26 protein-coding genes and 1 tRNA gene are annotated in these 25,182 nt (G+C 57.0%); 13 read left to right on the plus strand and 14 right to left on the minus strand.

The features are described 5' to 3' along the window. Nucleotides 1-13 precede the first annotated feature (13 nt). The gene (gene epmA, locus ACLIBF_RS18945) at nucleotides 14-991 is read right to left on the minus strand and encodes an elongation factor P--(R)-beta-lysine ligase (RefSeq protein ID WP_031375464.1); all 978 of its coding nucleotides are present in this window, start codon (nucleotides 989-991) and stop codon (nucleotides 14-16) included. A gap of 135 nt (nucleotides 992-1,126) precedes the next feature. Here epmA and ACLIBF_RS18950 point away from each other — a divergent pair, with 135 nt between their 5' ends. After that, the gene (locus ACLIBF_RS18950) at nucleotides 1,127-1,651 is read left to right on the plus strand and encodes a lipocalin family protein (protein ID WP_031375465.1); all 525 of its coding nucleotides are present in this window, start codon (nucleotides 1,127-1,129) and stop codon (nucleotides 1,649-1,651) included. 54 nt (nucleotides 1,652-1,705) lie between these two features. On the opposite strand, the gene ACLIBF_RS18955 is transcribed toward ACLIBF_RS18950, so the two are convergent. From ACLIBF_RS18955 to efp, 3 genes are all read right to left on the minus strand, one after another. Further along, nucleotides 1,706-1,840, minus strand: coding sequence for an entericidin A/B family lipoprotein (locus ACLIBF_RS18955; RefSeq protein WP_031375466.1), 135 nt, complete (start codon nucleotides 1,838-1,840; stop codon nucleotides 1,706-1,708). Between the two features lie 103 nt (nucleotides 1,841-1,943). Beyond that, a complete protein-coding gene (locus tag ACLIBF_RS18960; RefSeq protein WP_031375467.1) occupies nucleotides 1,944-2,075 on the minus strand; it encodes an entericidin A/B family lipoprotein in 132 nt (43 codons plus the stop codon). Between the two features lie 49 nt (nucleotides 2,076-2,124). Next, nucleotides 2,125-2,691 (minus strand): elongation factor P, encoded by a 567-nt coding sequence (efp, locus tag ACLIBF_RS18965; protein WP_031375468.1) that lies wholly within the window; start codon nucleotides 2,689-2,691, stop codon nucleotides 2,125-2,127. 43 nt (nucleotides 2,692-2,734) lie between these two features. Here efp and epmB point away from each other — a divergent pair, with 43 nt between their 5' ends. Next, nucleotides 2,735-3,763: an EF-P beta-lysylation protein EpmB gene (gene epmB / locus ACLIBF_RS18970; protein ID WP_159223179.1), complete on the plus strand. Its 1,029-nt coding sequence runs from the start codon at nucleotides 2,735-2,737 to the stop codon at nucleotides 3,761-3,763. Between the two features lie 53 nt (nucleotides 3,764-3,816). On the opposite strand, the gene ACLIBF_RS18975 is transcribed toward epmB, so the two are convergent. From ACLIBF_RS18975 to ACLIBF_RS18990, 4 genes are all read right to left on the minus strand, one after another. Then, the gene (locus tag ACLIBF_RS18975) at nucleotides 3,817-4,164 is read right to left on the minus strand and encodes a DUF4156 domain-containing protein (protein ID WP_031375470.1); all 348 of its coding nucleotides are present in this window, start codon (nucleotides 4,162-4,164) and stop codon (nucleotides 3,817-3,819) included. Between the two features lie 313 nt (nucleotides 4,165-4,477). Then, the gene (gene groL / locus ACLIBF_RS18980) at nucleotides 4,478-6,127 is read right to left on the minus strand and encodes a chaperonin GroEL (RefSeq protein ID WP_003848314.1); all 1,650 of its coding nucleotides are present in this window, start codon (nucleotides 6,125-6,127) and stop codon (nucleotides 4,478-4,480) included. Between the two features lie 48 nt (nucleotides 6,128-6,175). Beyond that, nucleotides 6,176-6,469 (minus strand): co-chaperone GroES, encoded by a 294-nt coding sequence (locus tag ACLIBF_RS18985; protein WP_022625257.1) that lies wholly within the window; start codon nucleotides 6,467-6,469, stop codon nucleotides 6,176-6,178. Nucleotides 6,470-6,709: 240 nt separating this feature from the next. Further along, a complete protein-coding gene (locus ACLIBF_RS18990; RefSeq protein ID WP_031375471.1) occupies nucleotides 6,710-7,171 on the minus strand; it encodes an FxsA family protein in 462 nt (153 codons plus the stop codon). 328 nt (nucleotides 7,172-7,499) lie between these two features. Between ACLIBF_RS18990 and aspA the strand changes: the two genes are divergently transcribed. The 6 genes from aspA to ACLIBF_RS19020 all read left to right on the plus strand — a co-directional run bounded on the left by aspA (nucleotide 7,500) and on the right by ACLIBF_RS19020 (nucleotide 13,229). Further along, on the plus strand, nucleotides 7,500-8,936 hold the full coding sequence (gene aspA, locus ACLIBF_RS18995; RefSeq protein WP_031375472.1) for an aspartate ammonia-lyase: 1,437 nt from the start codon (nucleotides 7,500-7,502) through the stop codon (nucleotides 8,934-8,936). Between the two features lie 111 nt (nucleotides 8,937-9,047). Next, nucleotides 9,048-10,349, plus strand: a complete 1,302-nt coding sequence (locus ACLIBF_RS19000; RefSeq protein ID WP_031375473.1) for an anaerobic C4-dicarboxylate transporter — start codon at nucleotides 9,048-9,050, stop codon at nucleotides 10,347-10,349. Between the two features lie 64 nt (nucleotides 10,350-10,413). After that, entirely contained in the window at nucleotides 10,414-10,728 is a 315-nt protein-coding gene (gene cutA / locus ACLIBF_RS19005) for a divalent cation tolerance protein CutA (protein ID WP_031375474.1), read from the plus strand. Then, on the plus strand, nucleotides 10,704-12,404 hold the full coding sequence (locus ACLIBF_RS19010; RefSeq protein ID WP_448310287.1) for a protein-disulfide reductase DsbD: 1,701 nt from the start codon (nucleotides 10,704-10,706) through the stop codon (nucleotides 12,402-12,404). Before cutA ends, ACLIBF_RS19010 begins: the two co-directional genes overlap by 25 nt. A gap of 63 nt (nucleotides 12,405-12,467) precedes the next feature. Continuing rightward, the gene (gene dicD / locus ACLIBF_RS19015; RefSeq protein ID WP_448310288.1) at nucleotides 12,468-13,046 is read left to right on the plus strand and encodes a division control transcriptional repressor DicD; all 579 of its coding nucleotides are present in this window, start codon (nucleotides 12,468-12,470) and stop codon (nucleotides 13,044-13,046) included. Nucleotides 13,047-13,153: 107 nt separating this feature from the next. After that, nucleotides 13,154-13,229, plus strand: a tRNA-Phe gene (locus ACLIBF_RS19020). A 245-nt stretch (nucleotides 13,230-13,474) separates the two neighbouring features. Here the strand turns inward: ACLIBF_RS19020 and ACLIBF_RS19025 are convergent. The 3 genes from ACLIBF_RS19025 to ACLIBF_RS19035 form a co-directional block, all read right to left on the minus strand. Then, entirely contained in the window at nucleotides 13,475-14,644 is a 1,170-nt protein-coding gene (locus ACLIBF_RS19025; protein ID WP_448310290.1) for a Gfo/Idh/MocA family protein, read from the minus strand. A gap of 10 nt (nucleotides 14,645-14,654) precedes the next feature. Then, nucleotides 14,655-15,578, minus strand: coding sequence for a TIM barrel protein (locus tag ACLIBF_RS19030; protein WP_448310292.1), 924 nt, complete (start codon nucleotides 15,576-15,578; stop codon nucleotides 14,655-14,657). A 150-nt stretch (nucleotides 15,579-15,728) separates the two neighbouring features. Then, on the minus strand, nucleotides 15,729-16,754 hold the full coding sequence (locus tag ACLIBF_RS19035) for a LacI family DNA-binding transcriptional regulator (RefSeq protein WP_069728783.1): 1,026 nt from the start codon (nucleotides 16,752-16,754) through the stop codon (nucleotides 15,729-15,731). Nucleotides 16,755-17,089: 335 nt separating this feature from the next. On the opposite strand from ACLIBF_RS19035, the gene ACLIBF_RS19040 reads away from it, so the two are divergent. The 4 genes from ACLIBF_RS19040 (at nucleotide 17,090) to ACLIBF_RS19055 (ending at nucleotide 20,425) form a co-directional block, all read left to right on the plus strand. Then, nucleotides 17,090-18,127: a Gfo/Idh/MocA family protein gene (locus tag ACLIBF_RS19040; RefSeq protein ID WP_031375478.1), complete on the plus strand. Its 1,038-nt coding sequence runs from the start codon at nucleotides 17,090-17,092 to the stop codon at nucleotides 18,125-18,127. 24 nt (nucleotides 18,128-18,151) lie between these two features. Then, nucleotides 18,152-19,036, plus strand: coding sequence for a sugar phosphate isomerase/epimerase family protein (locus tag ACLIBF_RS19045; RefSeq protein WP_031375479.1), 885 nt, complete (start codon nucleotides 18,152-18,154; stop codon nucleotides 19,034-19,036). 220 nt (nucleotides 19,037-19,256) lie between these two features. Further along, on the plus strand, nucleotides 19,257-20,120 hold the full coding sequence (yghU, locus tag ACLIBF_RS19050) for a glutathione-dependent disulfide-bond oxidoreductase (RefSeq protein ID WP_031375480.1): 864 nt from the start codon (nucleotides 19,257-19,259) through the stop codon (nucleotides 20,118-20,120). 11 nt (nucleotides 20,121-20,131) lie between these two features. After that, nucleotides 20,132-20,425, plus strand: coding sequence for a DUF1330 domain-containing protein (locus ACLIBF_RS19055; protein WP_069728781.1), 294 nt, complete (start codon nucleotides 20,132-20,134; stop codon nucleotides 20,423-20,425). Between the two features lie 57 nt (nucleotides 20,426-20,482). Here the strand turns inward: ACLIBF_RS19055 and ACLIBF_RS19060 are convergent, their stop codons facing one another. Next, entirely contained in the window at nucleotides 20,483-21,577 is a 1,095-nt protein-coding gene (locus tag ACLIBF_RS19060) for a YncE family protein (RefSeq protein ID WP_069728780.1), read from the minus strand. 184 nt (nucleotides 21,578-21,761) lie between these two features. Continuing rightward, entirely contained in the window at nucleotides 21,762-22,700 is a 939-nt protein-coding gene (locus ACLIBF_RS19065) for a LysR family transcriptional regulator (protein WP_448310293.1), read from the minus strand. 64 nt (nucleotides 22,701-22,764) lie between these two features. Between ACLIBF_RS19065 and ACLIBF_RS19070 the strand changes: the two genes are divergently transcribed. After that, nucleotides 22,765-23,835, plus strand: a complete 1,071-nt coding sequence (locus tag ACLIBF_RS19070; protein WP_031377778.1) for a tartrate dehydrogenase — start codon at nucleotides 22,765-22,767, stop codon at nucleotides 23,833-23,835. 1 nt (nucleotide 23,836) lies between these two features. Here the strand turns inward: ACLIBF_RS19070 and ACLIBF_RS19075 are convergent, their stop codons facing one another. Beyond that, nucleotides 23,837-25,168: a glycoside hydrolase family 28 protein gene (locus ACLIBF_RS19075; protein WP_069728822.1), complete on the minus strand. Its 1,332-nt coding sequence runs from the start codon at nucleotides 25,166-25,168 to the stop codon at nucleotides 23,837-23,839. Between the last annotated feature and the right edge of the window lie 14 nt (nucleotides 25,169-25,182).

A 25,182-nucleotide genomic window follows, 5' to 3' on the forward strand; every position in this document is an offset into this window, starting at 1 on the left:
TCCCGCCAGATGGTTAACAGCGATCGACCGGGAAGGCGATCACTTCACTCAGTGATTCCGCTTTCAGCGCCAGCATAATCAACCGATCTACACCCAGCGCCACCCCGGAACAGGCTGGCATACCGTGCGCCAGTGCATCCAGCAGGTTGGTATCAATCGGATGCTGTGGCAGGCCGCGCGCCGCGCGCCGACGGTTATCCTGCTCGAAGCGCTGACGCTGTTCGCGGCTGTCAGTCAGCTCACGGAAACCGTTCGCCAGTTCGATGCCCTTGTAGTAGACCTCGAAACGTTCTGCCACACGGTGATCCTCGGTGCTGATCTCCGCCAGCGCCGCCTGGCTGGCCGGGAAGTGATAAACGAAGCAAGGCTTATCCTGACCAATCTTCGGTTCCACGCCCAGCATAAACAGCAGCATCAGCAGGGTATCGCGATCCTCTTCCGCCCGCGCCAGTTCGCCTTCACCCAGCTTTTCCGCCGCTTCACGCAGCTGGGCCTTGTCTGCCGACAGCGGATCAATCTCCAGATGACGAATAAACGCCTGCTGATAAGAGAGTGATTCTGCGCTGTCGCACTCCAGCACCTGCTGCATCAGATCGTCGACTTCGTTCATCAGACGATACATGTCGTAGTGCGGCCGGTACCACTCCAGCATGGTGAATTCCGGGTTATGGTGACGCCCCGCTTCTTCATTGCGGAAGCTGCGCGCCATCTGGTAAATCGGCCCGCTGCCGGCGGCCAGCAGGCGTTTCATGTGGTATTCCGGGCTGGTCATCAGCCAGAGATCGCGCCCTTGTGCGGCACCCGGCCCGACAAACCGCGTCTGGAACGGCACCAGATGAATATCGGTGATGGTCGCCTGACTCATCGCTGGCGTATCGACTTCCAGTACGCCACGATCGGCAAAGAAACGACGCACTTCGGCTAAAATCGCCGCGCGTTTTAACAAATTGGCGATGGATGCGCTTGGTTGCCAGCTTGCCGTTTCGCTCATGGTGATGACTCCTGATACAAATAAGGGGTGGAAGTCTACCTGCAATGCCTGCGGCAAACAATCTCGCGCCCGCGCTGCCAAAAACAGCGTTTCGGCTTCTATACTTAAGCAGTTAAATCACAAAGGAATCCCACTATGTCTCCATGGAAAACTGTTGTTGCCAGCCTGAGCGCTTTTCTCTCCGTCGCCTGTAGCACCACGCCGCCAAAGAACGTCACCGTAATCGAAAACTTTGACAGCCAGCGCTATCTCGGTCAGTGGTATGAGATTGCCCGCCTGAATCACCCTTTCGAACGCGGCCTTGAACAGGTGACGGCGAACTATAGCCCGCGTGAAGATGGCGGCCTGAAAGTGATCAATCGTGGCTACAACGTGAAGAAACAGCGCTGGCAGGAGAGCATCGGCAAGGCCTACTTTACCGGCGACCCGCAGCGTGCGGCGTTGAAAGTCTCCTTCTTCGGCCCCTTCTACGGCGGCTATAACGTGATTGCTCTCGATCCGGACTACCGCTATGCGCTGGTATGTGGACCGAATCGCCACTATCTGTGGATTCTGTCGCGCACTCCGCAGCTGGAGCCGGGCGTGAAAGAGAAGCTGGTCGATCAGGCGCGTCGGGATGGCTTCCCGGTTGACGAGTTAATCTGGGTAAAACAGAAATAGTGCGGAAGCGAACAGCCGGTACGAAAAAGGTTTCGTACCGGTTGGAATAACGGGTTACTTCGTGCTGTTTTGAATCGCCTGACCACCCGCTTCTACGTCTTCGCCCACGCCACGTGTGGTATTACAAGCCGTCAGCAGTGAAGAGAGCACCAGTACAGAGAAGAAAGTGACAATACTTTTCTTTAACATAACAATGTCCTTTTTGATGGATGTAAAAGTACAGCGTTTTAAGCATAGCCGGATTTCCGACGACTGCCGCTGACGATTCCACAAAATAGACGAAGGTTAACAGTCAGTTTGCCGCACGTGAAATGGCACCACCTAAGTGGGAGACATCTTCGCCAAAACCGTGGAAAGTGTTGCAGGCGCTCAGCGCAGAGGAGACCAGCAACGCGAATGCGATTAATTTTGCCAGTTTTTTCATTTTTTCACTCACACAAGAAAAAGGCGCATCTGAGATGCGCCTGCGGCACTTATTTTACGCGTGACACGTATTCGCCAGAGCGGGTGTCAACTTTGACCACTTCGCCCTCTTGCACGAACAATGGCACTTTCACCACTGCGCCGGTAGACAGCTTGGCTGGCTTACCGCCTGTACCCGCGGTGTCACCTTTCAGACCAGGATCGGTTTCAACGATTTCGGCTTCGATAAAGTTCGGCGGCTGAACGGCGATTGGACGGCCATTCCACAGCGTAACGATACATTCAGCGTTATCCTGCAGCCATTTTGCGGCATCGCTGACGGTTTTCTCTTCAACCTGGAACTGCTCGAAGCTTTCCGGGTGCATGAAGTGATAGAACTCACCGTCGTTGTACAGGTAGTTCAGGTTGGTATCCATAACGTCTGCGCCTTCGGCGGAGTCGGTGGATTTGAAAGTTTTCTCAACGCGAGAACCCGTCAGCAGGCGACGCATTTTAACGCGCGCGAATGCCTGACCTTTACCCGGTTTAACGAACTCACTGGATTCGATGGCATACGGCTCGCCTTCGAACATGATTTTAAGACCGGGACGGAAATCGTTGCTAGAATAAGTCGCCATGAAGGCCCTCTACGAAAATTGATACTGGTACTAAGCCAAAAAAATGGCACACATTGTAACCCTAAAAACACCTTCCAGAGAAGATTGGTTGCAGCAACTTGCTGATGTTGTCACTGAACCTGATGAATTACTGCGGATTTTAGCCCTGGATCAGCACACTGAGCTGGCCGACGGGGCGGATGCGCGGCGTCTTTTCGCCTTGCGCGTTCCCCGTGCATTCATCAACCGGATGAAGAAAGGTGATGCGCACGACCCGCTGCTGCTTCAGGTACTGACTCAACGCCAGGAATTCATCGATGCGCCAGGTTATAGCACCGATCCGCTGGATGAACAAAGCAACGTTGTCCCTGGTTTGCTGCATAAATACCAAAACCGCGCCTTATTGCTGGTGAAAGGCGGCTGTGCGGTCAACTGTCGCTACTGCTTCCGCCGTCATTTTCCTTACCAGGATAATCAGGGAAATAAGCGTAACTGGCAGGCGGCACTGGACTATATCGCCGATCATCCGGAGCTGGATGAGATCATCTTCTCCGGCGGCGATCCGCTGATGGCGAAAGATCATGAACTCGCCTGGCTGATTGCGGCGCTGGAGAAAATCCCGCACCTGAAACGACTGCGTATCCATAGCCGTTTACCGGTGGTGATCCCGACGCGGATTACCACCGCACTTTGTCAGATGCTCAGTGAAACGCGGCTGCAGGTGCTGATGGTGACGCACATCAACCATGCGCAGGAGATTGACGACGCACTGCGTGAGGCGATGAGAGAGCTGAAGCGTGCAGGCGTGACGCTGCTCAATCAGAGCGTGCTGCTGCGCGGCGTCAACGACAATGCCCGGACGCTGGCAACGCTGAGCAATGCGCTGTTCGATGCGGGCATTCTGCCCTACTACCTGCACGTGCTGGACAAGGTGCAGGGTGCCGCCCATTTCTACGTATCAGACGACGACGCACGGCAACTGGTGCGGGCGCTGCTGTCGCAGGTTTCGGGTTATCTGGTGCCTAAGCTGGCGCGGGAAATTGGCGGAGAGCCGAGTAAAACGCCGCTCGATCTGCAACTGCGGCAGGAATAAAAACGGCCGGCGCAAGGCCGGCCGTCTGAAGAAGGCATGATGCCGGATTCACCTTACGGGCACTTGTAAACCTGACCGGACATTTTACTGTCGAGTGGTGCGAATGCGGACAGCAGGTTCTGCGTCGGACTGGTTGCGCCGTAAATCACGTTGCCGCCCATTTCCGCTGCACGGTTGCGCAGGTCATTTGCTGCACCGCGCAGGGCGCTGGTTTCCCCGCCTGCCCCGCTCAGCCAGTTACTCTGTGAGCCGGTAAGATTCCCCAGAAGCTGACACTCACTGCCGGGCTGCTGATCGGTAAAAGTCACGCGCTGGCCTGCCGAGGACAGTTGAGTAGAGCTGCTACAGCCCGCCAGCAATAACGCGCCAGCCGTCAGTCCGAGCAAGAGGTTAATCCGCATTGTAATCCCCATTTATTATCATCAGTGTCGGGTGGCAGCGTAGCAGAAAAATGTTTTTTCTTTCTGCACATTCATTGCCCTTATCCCGTTATATCGTCTCAATATTTCATGCCGCTTGCAGGCTGGCAAGCATGCCGATCCTGATGGTCTGGTTTAAGCCAGTGGATCCGGCGGCGCAGCAGCAGACAGCGTGACATATCAAGAGGAAAGACGAACGATTGCGCCACTACTTATACTATTTTCCGTCCCAAAAGAAAAACCCCCGACCGTTTCCGATCGGGGGTTCCAGATGACTTAAGCAGTCAACGGCAGATTACATCATGCCGCCCATACCGCCCATGCCACCCATACCGCCAGCGCCGCCGCCTAAATCAGGTGCGTCGCCTTTTGGCAGGTCAGTGACCATACATTCGGTGGTGATCATCAGACCCGCAACAGAAGCCGCGTACTGCAGAGCAGAACGGGTCACTTTGGTTGGGTCCAGGATACCGAAGTCGATCATGTTGCCGTACTCTTCAGTCTGCGCGTTGTAACCGTAGTTACCGTCGCCCGCTTTCACGTTGTTAGCGACCACTGATGGTTCTTCACCGGCGTTAGAAACGATCTGACGCAGTGGAGATTCCATTGCGCGCAGCGCAACTTTGATACCGACGTTCTGATCTTCGTTCTGACCACGCAGATCGGCCAGCTGGGCTGCAACGCGAACCAGCGCCACACCACCACCAGCAACCACACCTTCTTCTACCGCAGCACGGGTTGCATGCAGGGCATCTTCAACGCGGGCTTTCTTCTCTTTCATTTCAACTTCAGTTGCTGCGCCCACTTTCAGAACGGCAACGCCGCCTGCCAGTTTAGCGACACGCTCCTGCAGTTTTTCTTTGTCGTAGTCAGAAGTGGCTTCTTCGATCTGCTGACGAATCTGGGTAACACGTCCCTGAATCGTCGCTTCTTCACCCACACCGTCGATGATGGTGGTGGTGTCTTTGTTGATCACAACGCGTTTTGCCTGACCCAGATCTTCCAGAGCTGCTTTTTCCAGCTCCATGCCGATCTCTTCAGAAATCACAGTACCACCGGTCAGGATAGCGATATCCTGCAGCATGGCTTTACGACGGTCGCCGAAGCCTGGTGCTTTAACCGCAGCTACTTTCACGATGCCGCGCATGGTGTTAACCACCAGGGTAGCCAGCGCTTCGCCTTCTACGTCTTCCGCGATGATCAGCAGTGGTTTGCCGGCTTTCGCCACGGCTTCCAGCACTGGCAGCATTTCACGGATGTTAGAAATTTTCTTGTCAGCCAGCAGGATGAACGGAGATTCCAGTTCAATCGCACCGGTTTCTGGTTTGTTGATGAAGTAAGGTGACAGGTAACCGCGATCGAACTGCATACCTTCTACCACATCCAGCTCGTCCTGCAGGCCGGTGCCTTCTTCAACGGTGATCACGCCTTCTTTACCGACTTTCTCCATCGCCTGAGCAATCAGCTGGCCCACGGTTTCATCGGAGTTAGCAGAGATGGTACCTACCTGCGCAATCGCTTTAGAGTCTGAGCACGGTACAGACAGCGCTTTCAGTTTCTCAACCGCAGCGATAACTGCCTGGTCGATACCGCGCTTCAGATCCATCGGGTTCATACCCGCGGCAACGGCTTTCAGGCCTTCGGTGATGATAGACTGCGCCAGTACGGTAGCGGTGGTGGTACCGTCGCCCGCAGCGTCGTTCGCTTTAGAGGCAACTTCTTTCACCATCTGCGCGCCCATGTTCTCGAACTTGTCTTCCAGTTCGATTTCACGTGCCACAGAAACACCATCTTTAGTGATGGTCGGTGCACCAAAAGATTTATCCAGAACCACGTTACGGCCTTTTGGGCCCAGGGTAACTTTTACTGCATCTGCCAGTACATTCACGCCACGCAGCATTTTTACGCGTGCGTCATTACCGAATTTTACGTCTTTAGCTGCCATTTTAAATATCCCTTAAATTCGTTTCGTTCAGTGAATTACGCGAAAAAATTACGCTTCAACAACCGCCAGGATGTCGCTCTCAGAGATGATCAGCACCTCTTCGTTATCGATTTTCTCGGTTTTCGCGCCGTAACCTTCGCTGAAGATCACGATGTCGCCAACCTTCACGTCCAGCGGCTTAACGTCACCACTCTCAAGGATGCGGCCGTTGCCGACAGCCAGCACTTCACCACGGGTGGATTTGCCGGCTGCAGAACCGGTCAGCACGATGCCGCCAGCTGATTTAGCTTCAACTTCTTTACGCTTGACGATAACGCGATCGTGCAATGGACGAATTTTCATTTGATAGCTCTCCTTTGAGAAGTCCAATCATTCAGTTTTGGGGTTGAACACCGGGCTGCATGGCTTCCGGCCTCGTGACCTGAGAGATAGGGCCGCGACCACGCCCTTTCAAGGGGGCAGACAACAAATTTTTTACGCAGATGTGATAACTGATGGCTTTTTGAGCAACCGGCAGAAAGATCGCCAGCGGAAATAAAAAACGCAACCCGAAGGTTGCGTTTTACTGTGGCGATGACACCGTCAGCGATCTTTCGGATCGTCATGGTGCTCAAGGCGATCGCTGTTTTTGCGCTCGAACTCGCCATCCATGGTATAGCCGCTGTCAGGGCCGGCACCCGGACCGCGCCAGACGCGCAGATGCGGCATCAGCTTCAGCGTCAGATGCTTCTGCACCGGCGGCAGCAACAGCAACAGGCCCAGCAGGTCGGTAAAGAAGCCGGGCAGCAGCAGCAGAAAACCGGCGATGATCAGCGACACGCTCTTGATCATCTCTTTCGCCGGGCTTTCATTACGCGCCAGCTTCTCCTGCATCAGCATGAAATTCTTCATGCCCTGATTTTTGACCAGCGACACCCCGATGCAGGAGGTGAAGACCACCAGCAGCATGGTGAGCAGCACGCCCATGACGTGGGCGACCTGAATAAACAGTGAAATTTCAATCCAGGCCAGGACAAAAAAGACTAATAACGGTATCCAGCGCACCGTACTCTCCTGTAAGTGTGGGCTGACCGGCAGCGTGCCGTTCAGCAGAAAGCGTTCATCTTAGTGATGATAAGAAAAGAGATGGGCACCCGTGCCGCCATTTTCAACCGATCCTGTCAAATTTATCCCGCAGGGTTAATTTTGTAACCTGTTTCACATATCGTTAACCTGACGGCAGCATTAAGTGATCTGCATGCGTACTTTTCTGATGCATCAGAATATGATCGTGCTCACCAGTATGAAGACGGATAAAATGTCGTTACGGGTACACCACGACAAAATAAACACATCATCTGTGATGGTTAGCGGCAACAACAAGAAGGTTATCATGGCGAACAACATTCGTATCGAAGAAGACCTGTTAGGTATGCGCGAAGTACCGGCGGATGCCTATTATGGCGTTCATACTCTGCGTGCGATTGAAAATTTTTACATCAGCAACAGTAAAATCAGCGACATACCCGAATTTGTCCGCGGGATGGTGATGGTAAAAAAAGCGGCGGCGATGGCCAACAAAGAGCTGCAAACGATCCCCCGCAACATTGCCGATACCATCATTCAGGCCTGCGATGAAGTGCTCAATAAAGGCCGCTGCATGGATCAGTTTCCGGTGGATGTCTATCAGGGCGGTGCTGGCACCTCGGTCAACATGAACACCAATGAGGTGCTGGCAAACATCGGTCTGGAACTGATGGGCCACCAGAAAGGTGAATATCAGTACCTCAACCCTAACGATCACGTGAACAAATGTCAGTCGACCAATGACGCCTACCCGACCGGTTTCCGCATCGCGGTTTACAGTTCGCTGCTGAAGCTGCTGGATGGCATCAGCCAGCTGGCCGACGGTTTTGAGCGTAAGGCCGACGAGTTCCAGACCATCCTCAAAATGGGCCGAACCCAGTTACAGGATGCGGTGCCGATGACGCTGGGTCAGGAATTTCACGCCTTCAGCGTGCTGCTGAATGAAGAGACCAAAAGCATTCTGCGCACCGGCGAGCTGCTGCTGGAAGTGAACCTCGGCGCGACCGCCATCGGTACCCGCCTGAATACGCCGGACGGTTATCAGCACCTTGCCGTGCAGCGTCTGGCGGAAGTCAGCAACCTGCCGGTGGTGCCGGCGGAAGATCTGATCGAAGCGACCTCAGACTGCGGTGCCTACGTGATGGTGCACTCGTCACTGAAACGCCTGGCGGTGAAGCTCTCTAAGATCTGTAACGACCTGCGCCTGCTCTCTTCCGGTCCGCGCGCTGGCCTGAATGAAATCAACCTGCCGGAGTTACAGGCCGGTTCGTCGATCATGCCAGCCAAAGTCAATCCGGTAGTGCCGGAAGTGGTTAATCAGGTCTGCTTCAAAGTGATCGGCAACGACATCACCGTCACTATGGCTTCCGAAGCCGGTCAGCTGCAGCTGAACGTAATGGAGCCGGTGATTGGCCAGGCGCTGTTTGAATCGATCAGCATCCTGACCAACGCCTGCTACAACCTGCTGGAGAAGTGCGTCAACGGCATTACCGCCAACCGCGCGGTGTGCGAAGCCTACGTCTTTAACTCAATCGGTATCGTCACCTACCTTAACCCGTATATCGGCCACCATAACGGCGATATTGTCGGCAAAATCTGCGCCGAAACCGGTAAAAGCGTACGTGAAGTGGTGCTGGAGCGCGGCTTGCTGACCGAAAGCGAGCTGGACGATATTTTCTCGGTCCAGAACCTGATGTATCCGGTTTATAAAGCGAAACGTTATACCGACGAAAATGAGCAGTAAGGTTTAACCGACGCTGGTTTACTAAAGGCACACCGCGATCAACACGGTGTGCCTTTTTCTTTGGTAAACAGCACAACTGATAATCTCAGGTTAAATTCTCAGGAGTGATGCATGTTTGTGGTTGAGCTGCTGGTCGTCTTACTGGCGATCTGGTTGGGTGCGCGCCTTGGCGGCATTGGCATTGGGTTCGCTGGCGGCATGGGCGTGCTGATCCTGACGCTGGGCTTTGGCCTGCCGCCGGGCATGATCCCGTTCGACGTGATCGAAATTATTATGGCGGTCATTGCGGCTATCGCGGCCATGCAGGTCGCCGGCGGAATGGATTATCTGGTCAGCCTCGCCGAACGGCTGCTGCGCCGTCATCCGCGTCACGTCACGCTACTGGCACCGCTGGTAACCTATCTGATGACGCTGCTGGCGGGTACCGGTCATACGGCCTTCTCGACGCTGCCGGTAATCGCTGAAGTGGCGAAAGAGCAAGGCGTCCGCCCTTCGCGCCCGCTGTCGATCGCCGTGGTCGCTTCGCAGATCGCCATTACCGCCTCGCCCATTTCTGCGGCGGTGGTATTCTTCGCTACCCTGCTTGAGCCGCGTGGCATCAGCTACATTACGCTGCTGGCTATCGCGATCCCCTCGACCATGGTCGGCCTGTTTCTGGCCGCGCTGGTGACCAACTTCCTCGGTAAAGAGCTGAAGGATGATGAGGTCTACCAGGCGCGACTGGCGAAAGGCGACGTTACGCTGCGCGGTGCCAGCGTCTACCAGCCCAAACCGGGCGCGAAAAAATCGGTGCTGCTGTTTCTGCTCGGTATCATCGCCGTGGTGGTCTACGCCACGCTCACCAGTGCCAGTCTTGGCCTGATCGCCAACCCGCTGCTGCCGCGTAATGAAGCGATTGTGGTGTTTATGCTGACTATCGCCACCCTGATCAGCCTGACCTGTAAACTGGATACCAGCGAGATCCTCAGCGCCAGCACCTTTAAGTCCGGCATGAGTGCCTGTATCTGCGTGATGGGTGTCGCCTGGCTGGGCGATACCTTTGTTAAAGCCCACCTGGCAGAGATCCAGATGGTGGCCGGCGATATGCTGAAAACCTACCCGTGGATGCTGGCGCTGGTGCTGTTCTTCGCCTCAATGCTGCTCTACTCGCAGGCGGCAACCACTAAGGCGCTGATGCCTGCCGCCTTGCTGCTGGGCGTGTCGCCGCTTACCGCCATCGCCTCGTTTGCCGCGGTTTCGGCGCTGTTCGTCCTGCCGACCTACCCGACTTTACTGGCGGCCGTGGAGATGGATGACACCGGATCGACCCGGATTGGCAAGTTTGTTTTCAACCATGCCTTTATCATTCCCGGCGTGATCGCCATTACGCTGTCGGTGATGGCGGGCTTTGTCTTTGGCGGGTTGCTGTTATAGCCCGATAATCGCGTCGCTGACTGAGCGTGCTATCATCGGGGCTCTTTTAAACAGGAGCATTACGATGAACGCCATCGTTGTCCTTTGCACTGCACCCGATCAGGCGACGGCGCAACGTCTGGCCGCCCTGGCGCTTGAGGCCAGACTGGCGGCCTGCGTCACGCTGCTGCCGGGTGCTACCTCGTATTACGTCTGGCAGGGTCAGCTCGAACAGAGCAGCGAAGTGCAGATGCTGCTGAAATGCGATAGCGATCACCAGCAGGCACTGTTCGATCTGCTCAGGCAGGCGCATCCCTACGATGTGCCTGAACTGCTGGCGCTTCCGGTTCAACATGGAGACAGTGAATACTTGTCATGGCTGCACGCATCTCTCGCTTAATTACGCTGCTGCTGGTGCTGTTTATCAGCCTGCAGGCGCACGCATCGCTTTTTTCCAACCCCGCCAGCAGCCGCTTTGTCCCGGTCGATCAGGCGTTTGGTTTTGATTTCGACCAGCAGGGAGCGCAGCTCAACCTGCACTGGAAAGTAAAAACGGGCTACTACCTCTATCGTCAGCAGATCCACGTCACGCCGGCCAACGCCACGCTGGCACCGCTGACGCTGCCCGCCGGTCAGCCGCACGAAGATGAATTCTACGGCAAGAGCCAGATCTATCGGCAGGATCTGACGGTGCCGGTAACGCTACAACAGGCCGCCCGTGGGGCCACGCTTAGCGTCACCTATCAGGGCTGTGCCGCCGCCGGATTCTGTTATCCCCCCGAAACCCGCACCGTGCCGCTGAGTCCGGTAGCGGCCAGCACTGCTGCTGCGCCGGTTAATACCGCGCCTGCACCAGCCACGCCGCTGCCGTTTTCACCGCTGTGGGCGTTGCTGATCGGCATTGGCGTCGCCTTCACGCCCTGCGTGCTGCCGATGTATCCGCTGATTTCCGGCATTATTCTTGGCGGCCAGCGCCACTATTCGTTTGGCCGACTGTTTGCGCTGGCGATGGTCTATGTCCAGGGCATGGCGCTGACCTACACTCTGCTGGGTCTGATCGTGGCGGCTGCCGGGCTGCGTTTCCAGGCAGCCCTGCAACATCCGTGGGTGCTGTCGGCACTGTCGGCGCTGTTTATCGTGCTGGCGCTGTCGATGTTTGGTCTGTTTACGCTGCAACTGCCGGCCAGCCTGCAAACCCGCTTAACCCTGTGGAGCAATCGCCAGCAGGGCGGCTCGCTGCCAGGCGTATTTTTGATGGGCGCGCTGGCCGGTTTAATCTGCTCGCCCTGCACCACCGCGCCGCTCAGCGCTATTCTGCTCTATATCGCCCAGAGCGGTAATTTATGGGCCGGCGCCGGTACTCTCTGGCTCTATGCGGTCGGGATGGGCTTACCGCTGATCGCCGTGACCCTGTTTGGCAATAAGCTGCTGCCGAAGAGCGGACCGTGGATGCAGACGGTAAAAGAGGGCTTTGGTTTCGTTATCCTGGCGCTGCCGGTTTTCCTGATGGAGCGGGTGCTGGGCGACCTGTGGGGACTGCGGCTGTGGAGCCTGCTGGGCGTGGCCTTTTTTGGCTGGGCGTTCAGCGTCAGCCTGCGCGCCAGCAGTGGCAAGTGGCGCGTCGTACAGATTATCGTGCTGGCCGCCGCACTGATCAGCGCCCGTCCGCTACAGGACTGGGCCTTTGGCGGCCCGGCGCAGCAGCAGGCTGTCGCCCACCTGTCATTCCAGACCGTCCAGACGCCGCAACAGTTGCAGACGGCGCTGCAACAGGCCAACGGCCGCATCACCATGGTCGATCTGTATGCCGACTGGTGTGTTGCCTGTAAAGAGTTTGAAAAATACACCTTTAGCGACAGCGCGGTACGCGATAGCCTGAGCCGGGTGCAGCTGCTACAGGCCAACGTGACCGCCAATAGCGCCAGCGATAATGCGCTGTTGCAGCATCTTCAGGTGCTGGGATTACCGACCATTTTATTCTTTGATGCGCAAGGCCACGAGATCGCTGACTCGCGCATCACCGGGTTTCTCAATGCCGCCGATTTCCGGGCACATTTGCAGAAACTCACCCCGTAAACAACACTGGAGTCAGGCTTGTGTCCGGCGAACAGCCGGGCCTGCATACCAGAGGAGAGTCACTTGCAGCGTGAACAAATACTCGAGCATGCACTGAATGTGCTTGAACAGAACGGCCTCGCCGCCACCCTCTCATTGGAAACCCTGGCGGGCCAGACCGGCCTTTCTCTCGATCAGCTCCGGCTGTTCTGGCCCGATCGTGACGCCCTGCTCTATGATGCGCTGCGTTATCACGCTCAGCAGATTGATACCTGGCGGCGTCAGATCATGCTGGATGAGACGCTGTCGCCGGACCAGAAGCTGATGGCGCGTTATGAAGTGCTAAGAGAACACGTCAGCAAAGGCCGCTTCCCCGGCTGTCTGTTTATTGCCGCCTGTAGTTTCTATCCGCAGCCGGATCAGCCAATTCATCAACTGGCGGAACAGCAGAAGCGCGCGTCATGGCAGTTTACGCATGAGATTCTGCTAGACCAGGCGCTGGACAACCCGAGCATGGTGGCCGATCAGATGGAGCTGATTCTGGAAGGTTGCCTGAGTAAACTGCTGGTGAAGCGCAACGTGCAGGATGTCGCCACGGCTCAGCGGCTGGCGGAAGATGTTTACAGCATTGCGTTGTGCCGTAAAAACGGCGCGCTGGCCTGAGGTTTTACCCGCTTTGACTGAAAATCAGGCAATCAGTCACGTTTCCCGTGGTTTTTTGGTGAAAGCCGTTGACGCCCAGCGGCCTTTACGGTTTAATGCGCCCCGTTGCCCGAATAGCTCAGTCGGTAGAGCAGGGGATTGAAAATCCCCGTGTCCCTGGTTCGATTCCGGGTTCGGGCACCATATTTAAAGAACCCGCCTCTGGCGGGTTTTTGCTTTTCAGCGCGGCAAACCCGGCTCCGAAGGTTCGATGTACTCGCCACTTCCCTGTGGCTCGCCCTGCGGGTCTGCACGCCAGCGTGCGATGAAAAAATGCTCCCGGCATTTTTTTCCGGGTTCGGGCACCATTTTTAAAGAACCCGCCTCTGGCGGGTTTTTGCATTTCAGAGCAACGAACCCGGCTTCGAAGGCTCACGCCACGCCTTGCCTCAGCATTCGACCCATACCGCACCGGCATCCGCTGATTTCACGCATTGCGCCACCCAGCGCACGCCCATCAATCCGGCATGCACATCGGGATACCAGAAATCCTGCAGGAAGGCGCTGTCGCCACGATCGCTGGCGTCCATTGCAAGCGCGAAGCGACGGTAAAGGTTCGACCAGGCTTCGAACAGCCCTTCGGAATGACCGCCGCCGATACGGTCCTCCTCCAGTGCGCGCGGGCTGAGATACCCCATGCCACGCTCCAGAATCCGCACCGGTTCGCCCTGCACTTCATAACGCAGCTGATTTGGCTGTTCATCCCACCACTCCAGGCTGGCTTTAGCGCCCACCACCCGAATCTTCTGGCCGTGCATTGAGCCAGCATTCACCGCCGAGGCCCACAGCGTGCCAACCGCGCCGTTGTCATACTCCATCATCACAAAGGCGTTATCTTCCAGCGGCGCGCGGGTGGCGACAAAACTCTGACGAGAACAGAGCAGCCGCGTCACTTTCAGCTGTGGCAGCATCGTTTCTGCAATAAACAGCGGATGCGTAGCGAGATCGCCCAGCACATAACTCGGGCCGACAAAGCGCGGATCGACCCGCCAGCGGGTGCTTTCACTCTGTAACTCCACCGCCTCGTTGTGGAAGCCGTGAGCAAACTGCATATTGACGATGCGGATCTCACCCAGCGCACCGGCAGCGATCATCTCACGCGCCTGATGGACCAGCTGATGTCCGGCATAGCCGTAGGTCACGCCGACCACCTTCTGCTTCTCCCGGCTCAGCTGTTCCAGCTCATCCGCCTCTTCGACGGTGAAGCAGAGCGGCTTCTCACACACCACATGCAGTCCGGCGTTCAACGCTGCCCGACAGATGGCGAAATGGGTATTGTTGGGCGTGGCGATCGAGACCGCTTCTATCCCGTCTTCCCGTTCGGCTTCTGCGGCAAACAGGCTGGCGTAATCGGGATAACAGCGGTCTGACGCCACGCCAAGCGCATTGCCAAATTCACGCCCGCGTGCGGCATCAATATCAAACGCGCCCGCCAGCAACGAAAAGTTGCCGTCACGCAGCGCCGCTGAACGGTGGATATACCCAATCTGGCTGGTCCCGCCGCCGCCAACCATGCCCCAGCGCAACGAGCGATTCAGTGCTTTTTTACCGTTAATCATGATGTTGTCCTCAGAATCCGATTGAGCGCAGGTAGTGCAGGCTGGCGGTAACATCAGCCAGGCTGGTGTCGGCCTGGCGCGGGTCACGCTCCTGTTCGATGGTGATCCAGCCCTGATAGTCACGTTCTGCCAGCAGAGCACGCACCGCCGGATAGTCGATCGCGCCCTGCCCCAGCGGACACAGTACGCCTTCAGCGCAGGCGCTAAAGAAGTCGAGTCCACGCGTAATGGCGTCGCGCCACCGCTGATGATGAACGTCTTTGAAATGCAGATAGTCGATGCGCGCCCAGTAACGTTGCAGCGCGTCAATCGGGTCCATCCCGGCATAGTAGAGATGGCCGGTGTCGAGACATAAACCGGCCACCTGATGCGGAATATCGTTCACCAGCCGCGCCAGTTCATCGGCGAACTCAATACAGCCACCCGCATGCGGATGGATCACCGCTCGCACGCCATACTCCTGCCAGGCGATCTGACTCAGAATGGTGATGTGCCGCATCATGCGATGCCACGCCTCATCGTCGAGCCGCGGCGATTTTTCCGACTGACCGGCATATTTCGCCCGCTGCGGATTGCCAAAATCGATGATCACCAGATAAGGCGGCGGCGCGTTAACACCTGCGGTTTTTGTTGCAGTCGGGACCTGCGCCAGGTTGCGGCACAGGTTGTGGGTCAGCGTCACCAGCGCCGGAAAATTCGCTTCACTGACTAAATCATCAAAAATGGTGCCCGCCACCAGCGACAGGCCATGATGATTAAGCTGCCGGGTCAGCTCATCGGGATCGGTTGGCAGGTAGCCCCAGGGACCCAGCTCGATACTTTGGTAGCCCGCCTGCGCGGCCTCCGTCAGTACTTTCTGGCAGGGCGGCAGCCATGGATTATTCGGATCGTCTACGCCCCAGCTGCAGGGCGCATTTGCAATGTGTAGGGTCATGATATCTGCCTGTGCGATGAGAACAGCTGGCAGTATCAAATAAAAATTTCATCACAGACAACAATGAAAGTTTCATTTTTTGATAGCGATCGCATTTAATAACTTCATTTTATGATAGTTTTCTATCATAAATGCGTTAAAACCGCTGTTTTACAGGTTTTCGCGCGTCACCAGTTCGAACGGTACGGTCACCTGGGCAAAGTTACCGCGTTGCTCGCTCCCGCCGCTCAGGCAGGTGGCGATCACCGCATCGGCCATCACATCAATCCGGTGCCGCAGCATCAGTGATATCGTGCCGTCAATCAGCGCCAGCTCATCGCCGGGCAGCGGACCGTGGCACAGCAAATCAATCTGACGGCGGCCGCTGTCTCGCAGGGCCTGCACCACACCTTCAATGCCACCGCAGGGCGCATAAATCATCACCAGATCATCATGCTGCTCCAGCAACTGGCGGGTGGCCTGATAGCCGCCTTCATTTGATTCATGGGTTTTTAACGGCTCAAGCACCCGCTGGCTGACGCCCGATTCACGCAGATAGGAACGGAAGCTGATCTCGCTGCTCTCCTGACAGGTAAAGCGATGGTCGCCAAGCAACACGCCGACGCAGCCCGGCTGACGCAGCAGATGTTGCGCCATCCAGGCGGCGGTTCGCCCCGCCTTCTGATTATCAATGCCAATAAAACCGGCGTGCTCGCAGGGCGAAAAATCTGACAACAGAGCGTAGACCCGCACGCCCAGCCGCGACACATCCTGGATAGCGTGACGGATTAAGGGATGATCCAGCGCCACCAGGCCAATCACATCGTTACGCTGCGCGAGCTGGCGCAGAGAGCTGGCGACCGCCTCCACTTCATGAATGTCGTGCCAGCGAAATTCAGTTTCGCTGCCTGCCGGCTGATGCCCGCGCGCCCGCTGTTGCAGCGCCTCACTCAGCTGCTGATAAAACGAATAACGGGCCGGCAGCAGGATAAAACCAAAACGCAGCTGAGCCGCAGCGGGTTGCGTCTCAGGCAGGCTGTACGCCGCAGGCAGCCGATAGCCGAGCTGTCGGGCCGCCGCCAGCACCTTCTGCTCGGTTACGCTGCGCACCGGTGCCCGGCGGTTCAGTACCCGATCGACCGTCGCCACCCCTACGCCTGCCGCGTCTGCAATTGCCGTCATGGTTACTTTTGACATCATCCTTCTCCCGCTGTCGATCCTCATTTGCCGAAATGGGCAGTTTCCCTTCAGCGTTTTCTCTGCCGTTGCGCGGCAGCAGTTAATCCTGTCATGACCAGGCACATTTTCTCTCATTTTTTTGATAGAAAATACGTCATTACTTTGATCACCTTCGCAAAATGAAATTTTCATTTCTTTTTTGATTCTTTTTAAAACGGGCATTTGCTAAAACGGGTAAAAATCTGGCGTTAACTTCCCTGATGGAATCGCATCATCAAATGATTAGAGCGGTGGCAACAGGCTTTCTATAGTGGGGTTCTGACTGGACCCTGCACGCAAAAGAAGGAATGGGTATGTTTCCCTCAACGCTTCCCACCCCACGCTTACCCGATGCCCGAACTCTGCCGTCGCTGCGCTGGGGAATTATCGGTCCCGGCTGGATTGCCGACCATTTTGCGCATGCGCTACGCCACCATACCGACCAGCAACTGACAGCCGTGGCGGCGCGTAATCCGGCCAAAGCTCAGGCGTTTGCCGAAAAGTGGTCAATTGCGTATGCCGCCAGCAGCATGGATGCGCTGCTGGCGCGTGAGGATGTCGACGCGGTCTATATCGCCACGCCGCATAATCACCATTTTCCGGATGGCCTGCGCGCTATCGCGGCCGGAAAGCACCTGCTGATTGAGAAGCCGCTGGCGCTGAATGCGCAGCAGGCAACGCAGCTGAAGCAGGCGGCCGCAGCCTGCAACCTGCTGTGTATGGAAGCGATGTGGTGCAACTTCGCAGCGAAATATGACGTAATCCGGCAGTTACTGGCAGATGGTGTGCTCGGCGAGGTTCACACCCTGATTGCCGATCACGGCGAATTTTTTACCGCGGATCACCGCATCTTTAACCACGATCTGGCAGGCGGGCCGATGCTCGATCTCGGCAGTTACCTGGTGGCACTCAGCGTGTTTATCGGCGGTGGCGCGCCCGACAGCATCATCGCCAGAGGCCAGCCGGTGCCCGGTGGCAGCGTAAACGGTCAGACGTCAATGCTGCTGACGCATCGCCACGGCATGCATTCGCTGCTGAATACCACACTGTTCAGCAACACGCCTGGCGCCGCGGTGATTGCCGGCAGTGATGCCAGCCTGGTGCTGGAGGGGCAGTTCTATGCGCCAGGCAATTTTCGCCTCACCTCCAGCGAGGGTCGCCACAGCCTGTACTGGGAAGAACCCGCCAACCGCTATCTGCAGCTGTGTCATGAAATCAACCACTTCGCCTGGTGTATCGGGCAGAACCTGACTGATTCGCCGATCCACTCGCTCGACCAGGCGATTACTACCCTGGCCACCATCGACAGCGTCAGGCAGCAGATCGGCGTCACCTTTAATGAAGAACAGTAACGTTAATGTTTCCGGAGCAGACAGATGAAAATCGCTTTTGATGTGGATGTGATTAAAGACCTGGGCATCACCCGCATGGTCCATCAGGTGGCTGACTGGGGGTATAAATATATCGAACAGTCGCCGCATCCGCAGATCAACCCGTTTTATAAGCATCCCAAAGCCAGCCGCGAAATCATGACTGAATATAAAAACGCGCTGCGCGCCACCGGACTGGAGATCTCCTCTTTTATTGTGGTCTATCGCTGGTCCGGTCCGGACGAGCTGCGCCGCCAGGCGGCAGTGAAAAACTGGAAACGGATGATTGAGATTGCGGTTGAGATGGGCGTGCAGGTGATCAACACCGAACTCTCCGGCACGCCTAATGAGCCGGAGATCTGTGAAGAGATGTTTTATCGTTCGATGGAGGAGCTGCTGCCGATTATCGAACGTGAAGGGATCCGGGTCGAGATTCAGGCGCACCCGTGGGATTTCTGCGAAGAGAACAACGAAACGGTGGATATCGTGAAGTCGTTCCGCAGCGATAACGTCAAGTACATCTACAGTGCGCCGCATACCTTCTTCTACGACAAAGGCAAAGGCGATGTAAAACCGATGCTGGAGTATGCCGGAGACGATCTGTCGCACATGCTGATCGCTGACACCATGAACCACACCAAACATTGCCGCTACATCGTTAACCCGCCCGGCGTTGATGCCACGATTCACCAGCACGTCGGCGTTGGCGAAGGCGAAGTCGATTTCGATACCCTGTTCCAGACGCTGCGCGACACTAACTTTGCCACACGCAGTTACAAAGTGGGTGGTGAGCCGATCATCGCCGCCTCGCTGTTTGGTTACCCGGAAAAGATGAAGGTTCAGGCAGTGCAGACCCGCGAACTGATCGAGCGCGAGTTACTCAGCAAATAACCTCACCCGGCCGCAGCCAGTCGCGCTTTGCCGCCTTTCTGCCCGCCTCGCCATCCGCGCGGCGGGCACGGTTTGCCCTTCATCTCTCGCGTCGCCCTCAGCCGATAACCCATACGGCAGGCAACGGGCCAGGCCGCGATCACCGCCAGCAGAGTTAAACCGGCTTTTATTCACCTGCTACACTCCAGACAAACATCACACCACAAGGCGAACCTTCACTATGTCGGAAAATGCATATCAGCCCGCAAAAGTCTGGAGCTGGGATCCCGAAGCAAAAGGCAACGGCGCTAAAACCAATCGCCCGTTCGCTGGCCCTACCCATGAAAAAGCGCTGCCGGTCGGCAAGCATCCTTTGCAGCTCTATTCGCTCGGCACGCCGAACGGCCAGAAAGTGACCATCCTGCTGGAAGAGCTGCTGGCGCTTAACGTGATTGATGCCGAATATGATGCCTGGCTGATCCGCATCGGCGAAGGCGATCAATTCTCCAGTGGTTTTGTTGAGGTTAACCCTAACTCCAAAATTCCGGCGCTGAGTGACCACTCCGCCACGCCGCCGATTCGGGTCTTTGAATCGGGCAATATCCTGCTCTATCTGGCAGAAAAATTTGGCTACTTCCTGCCAAAAGATCTGGCGCAACGCACCGAAACGCTGAACTGGCTGTTCTGGCTGCAAGGCTCTGCGCCTTATCTCGGCGGCGGTTTTGGCCATTTCTATCACTACGCGCCAGAGAAAATTGAATACGCCATCAACCGCTTTACCCTTGAAGCCAAACGTCAGCTCGACGTGCTGGATCGTCAGCTGGCCGATAATCGCTATCTCGCCGGTGAGGATTACACCATCGCCGACATCGCGACCTGGCCGTGGTACGGCAATCTGGTGCTGAATGACCAGTATGGCGGCGCCGAATTCCTCGATGTGCAGTCCTATAAAAATGTGGTGCGCTGGGCGAAAGAGATTGCTCAGCGTCCTGCCGTGATCCGTGGCCGCAAGGTTAACCGTGTAATGGGCGACCCGGCCGATCAGCTGCATGAGCGTCATGATGCATCTGACTTTGATACCCAGACCCAGGATAAAAAAGCTTAAGGAGACACCCTGTGAGTGCTTATGTTGTATTTATTCGTGATAACACCCTGAACGAAGATGAAATGGCGATCTACGCCGAGAAAGCGGGCCAGGCACGCGGCGATCACCCGATCAACCCGCTGGCCTTTTATGGCGAACTGGAAACGCTGGAAGGCCAGGAAGCGGAAGGGGTAGTTATTCTGGAATTCCCGAGCCGTGAAGCGGCACATGCGTGGTATGACAGCCCGGAATATCAGGCGGCCAAAGTGCATCGTCTGAAAGGGGCGAACTATCGCGCGATCCTGGTTCAGGGTATTGAAAAATAAAAAAGGGACGCTGCGGCGTCCCTGAATTTTCAGGCGGCAACCTGCCGCCTGCGTCCGTCATTCCAGCCCGATCCGCACCACGCTGTCCGGCCCCTGGCTGCTGTGATCCGGATTAAAGCCCTGCTTCACCGTCACATACAGGGTCTGACCATCGGGTGATACCAGCAGGCTGTTTGGATGACTGTCAAATGACCAGCTATTTTTCACCGCATAGGTGGTGCCATCCAGCTGCAGCACTTTCTTCGACTCACGCTGACTGATGTAGATCTCATTGCGCTTGCCGTTAAATTTAATCCCCAGTGAATCCCCGAGATCCAGTCGCTTAATCACCTTGCCGCTGCGTTCATCAAACACCAGCGTATTTTTAGCTTTTGAATTATCGGTGACGAACAGCCGGCCAGTCGCCGGATCTTCGGCCATATTGAGGAACAGATACTCTTTGCCATCGCCCGCGGTCAGGCGCTGTTCAATTTTGTTATTGCGCGGATTGATCACCAGGATTTCGCCGCTGCCGTTGGCCGCATAAATCCGATCGCTGACCGGAGAATAGATGATGCCGGTGACCCATTTGCCGGCGTTTTTAATCCGGGTTTTCAGCGTCAGGGTTTTCGCATCCACCACCCAGATCAGACCGGGATCGCCGACGCCGCCGACATACAGCAGCCCGTCGTGCAGGAAAATTTCACGTGGCCCGAACGGCAGACCTTTTTCATTCTTCTCGGTGAACATCAGGCGCTTCAGCACCTTACCGCTTTCCGGATCGATAGCAGAGATGCCGCCATCCAGCGAATTAGTGGCGTAAAGTGCGCTGCCATCAGGCGCGCTGGCCAGCCCGAAGTTCTTCAGGTCGTAATGCCCTTCGCCGGTGGTCTTCAGCGTGGTGGCATCCAGCCGATAGATCATGCCGCCGCTGACATCTTTAAAACCCTGGGCGCTGGCCACATACAGCGCATTTTTTGCCGGCAGGTAAGCCATTTCATACAGACCTTCGCCCAGTTCACGCTGGGTCAGATGGCCCTGGCCGGTGGTTTCTACCGTAACCGGCGTGCTGGCATCTGCTTTTCGGGCTGGCAGCTGACATGCCGTCAGGCTGAAAGTGGTGACAATCGCCAGGGCGAGTGCCGCTTTGCGCGGGCTGAATAAGGTTTTCATTCTTAACTCCAGTAAGGGGCGAACGGCTTCCATCAGGCCGCAGCACGGCGGGAAGACACAGAATAAAAAGAATGAGAATCATACTCATTAGTAAAAAAGATGTAAACGCAGCGGTGGATTGAGGGCTGCTCAGCGCCGCGTGTCGCAGGCTATCTCCGGCCGTCGACGACAACCCCGTCAGGGTTCACGGCCCGACCTGCAAATGCTGTTGCAGAAACGTGACGAAGGCGCTGATGCGCGCAGGCAATTGCCGTTGCGCCTGCCAGACGGCAAAAATATCGCCATCCGGTGCCTGCCAGTCCGGCAGTACCGGCAGCAGATCGCCCGCGGCAATGCTGTGCTGCGCATCCCACCACGAACGCAGCAGAATGCCGTGTCCATCCATCGCCAGCCGCATCGCCACTTCACCATCATTGGTAATCAGACTGCCGCGCACCTTCTGGCTGACACTCTGCTCACCGCACGTCAGCCGCCACAGGGTGAAATCGCTGTCGTGCTGGCGCAGCAGAATGCAGTTGTGCTGCGCCAGATCGCGCACCGTCTCCGGCAGGCCATGCCGCGCCGCGTAGGCCGGAGAGCAACAGAGAATACGCGGATTGGTGCGTAACTTGCGCGCCACCAACCGGGAGTCAGGCGGTTCGCCGACGCGGATATCGATATCCATGCGCGCGTCCAGGAAATTGAGCGGCTGACTGGTGAGCTGCAGTGACAGGGAAAGCTGCGGATGCAGCGCGGCAAATGCCGACACACAGGGCGCAATATGACGACGGCCAAAACCAAACGAGGCGTTAATGTTAAGCGTGCCGCGCAGCTGCGCAGTTTCGCCGCTCACCGCCTCTTCCAGTGCCGCCAGCTGGTCCAGCAGCGGACGCGCCCCCGCCAGATAGCGCCGCCCTTCCGGCGTCAGCTCCAGCCGACGGGTGGTGCGGCGCAGCAGCTGCACGCCGAGCCGCTGCTCCAGCTGGCTCAGTCGTTTGCTGACGGCCGCCAGCGACAGCCCGAGTTCAAGGGCGGCGGCGGTCAGGCTGTCCAGCGCCGCAAGCCGTACGAAGAAAGCGAGGTCGTCGGTTGAGGTGCGGGATTCTCTACTTTGATTCAACACTGGATTGCGCTTCAGGCTCATTATTTCCCCGGAATCGACAGTTATACTGCGTACACAATTCGAACATCAACCGGAAAGGTGCCCTGTGACTGACAAAATCCATCGTATTGCGGTAATTCCTGGCGACGGTATCGGCAAAGAAGTGATGCCGGAAGGCGTGCGCGTGATGAATGCGGCGGCTGAAAAATTCAATATTCCGCTGCGCTGGGAGTGGTTTGATTACGCCAGCGCCGACTACTGGCAGCAGCATGGCAAGATGCTGCCTGACGACTGGTTTCCGCAGCTGAAAGCGTTTGATGCCATCTACTTTGGTGCGGTTGGCTGGCCGGACGTGGTACCCGACCACGTTTCCCTGTGGGGATCGCTGTTGCAGTTCCGCCGCGAGTTCGATCAATACGTCAATTTGCGTCCGGTACGCCTGATGCCCGGTGTTAAAGCGCCGCTGGCCAACCGTCAGCCGGGTGATATCGACTTCTATGTGGTACGCGAAAATACCGAAGGCGAATACTCCAGCGTTGGCGGAACCATGTTCCCCGGCACCGATCGCGAGGTGGTGATCCAGGAAACGGTGATGACCCGCACCGGTGTCGATCGCATCCTGAAATTTGCTTACCAGCTGGCGCAGAGCCGCCCGAAAAAACACCTGACCTCCGCCACTAAATCGAACGGTATTGCGATCACCATGCCTTACTGGGATAGCCGGGTTGAGGCGATGGCTGGTCAGTTCCCCGAGGTGAAAGTCGACAAGTATCACATCGATATTCTCACGGCCAATTTTGTGCTGCACCCGGACTGGTTTGATGTGGTGGTCGCCAGTAACCTGTTTGGCGATATCCTGTCGGATCTCGGTCCGGCCTGTACCGGCACCATCGGCATCGCGCCCTCCGCCAATATCAACCCGGAAGGCCACTTCCCAAGCCTGTTTGAACCGGTGCACGGCTCAGCGCCAGATATTGCCGGTAAAGGCATCGCCAACCCGATTGGACAGATCTGGTGCGGCGCGATGATGCTGGAGCATCTGGGCTATAAAGCGGCGGGTGATGCGGTATTAGCGGCGATTGAGCGTACGCTGGCCGCAGGTGAGCACCTGACACGCGACCTCGGCGGCAGCGCCAGCACCGAACAGCTCGGTAGTGCCATCGCCGCCGCGCTCTGAGTTATTCCGGCAGCTCTACCACGCTGTCGGGGTGCCAGCCTGGCGGTAACGGCTCCGGCCGCACGATCGCCAGGTTGTGCAGTTGCAGATTCTCCACGCCGCGCGCAAACAGTCCCGGCAATCCGCCGGGATAGCGCTCAACCCCGAACGCCTCTCCGGTTTTCGGATCGAGCTTATAGGCGTTATCCAGTCCCATGCCGGTCGGTGAGTCAGGGTTACACGGCGGCCGGACGTCATACTGCCCCTGCGCCACCGACGCCACACTTTGCCGCAGCTGCACCTGACTGATTAACACATCGCGGATCGCGCCCGGCTGCGCCGCATGCAGGTTAATCGCCCCTTCCGCTACGCCCGTCACGTTAGTGAACTGCACCTGCTCCACGCGGCCCGGCACAATCGCCGGATCGCGACTGCGCACCGAGATAAACAGCGGATCGGCTTTGCCCCAATGGCACGGTGGTGCATGGTGGCAGGCAAAGGTCAGATTGCTGAACAGCAGCCGCCGCATCGCCCCGCCATCGCGTGACAGAATGCCAATTGCGCGGTTGGAATCGAAAATGGTGCAGCCGGTCACCGTCACATCTTCCACATCATCCCAGGTTTCGGTGCCGATTTTAAAGGCACAGCTGTAACTGCGCAGCAGACAGTTGGTGATCATAATCTGGCGGGCCGGACGTCGCAGCGCCGCAGGCTTGTGGGTGGTTTTAATGCAGATGGCATCATCCGCGGCGCTGAGGTAGCAGTTACTGACAAACACCGCCTCGCAGCTGTCGATATCCAGCGCATCGGTGTTCGGCATGGTCATGGCGTTATCGATGGTGAGATGGTCGATATGCACATGGCGGCAGCTCACCAGATGCACGGTCCACATCGGCGCCTGCACGATGGTGAAATCTTCCAGCCTGACCTGCTCGCAATCTTCAAAAACGATGATGCGCGGGCGGTCGGCGCGCGGCAGACGATAGCCCTGCTCATCACGTTCGGTGGCAAACCAGGCTTCGCCCTCGCCATCAATCCGGCCGGTGCCGCTCAGGGTGATATTGCGCTGGCCAAGGGCGTAAAGCAGCACGTTGTGTGACTTCTCGGCGCTGCTCAGCGCCTGTACCGGCTGGTAATCGGCCAGCTGCTGGCTGGCGATCAACACCGCACCCGCCTCCAGGTGCAGTTCAAAATCAGAGGGCAGATTCAGGCAGCCGCTGCGGTAGCGCCCGGCAGGCAGCGTCAGGCGGCCACCGCCGGCGGCGGCAATCTGATCCATCGCGCGTTGCAGCACCGCGGTATCCAGGGTTTCGCCGTCGGCGGCAGGATGAAAATCGGCAAGGGAAAGGTGCATCATGCGTCTCCCGC

The organism is Pantoea sp. PGP6, assembly GCF_053474785.1.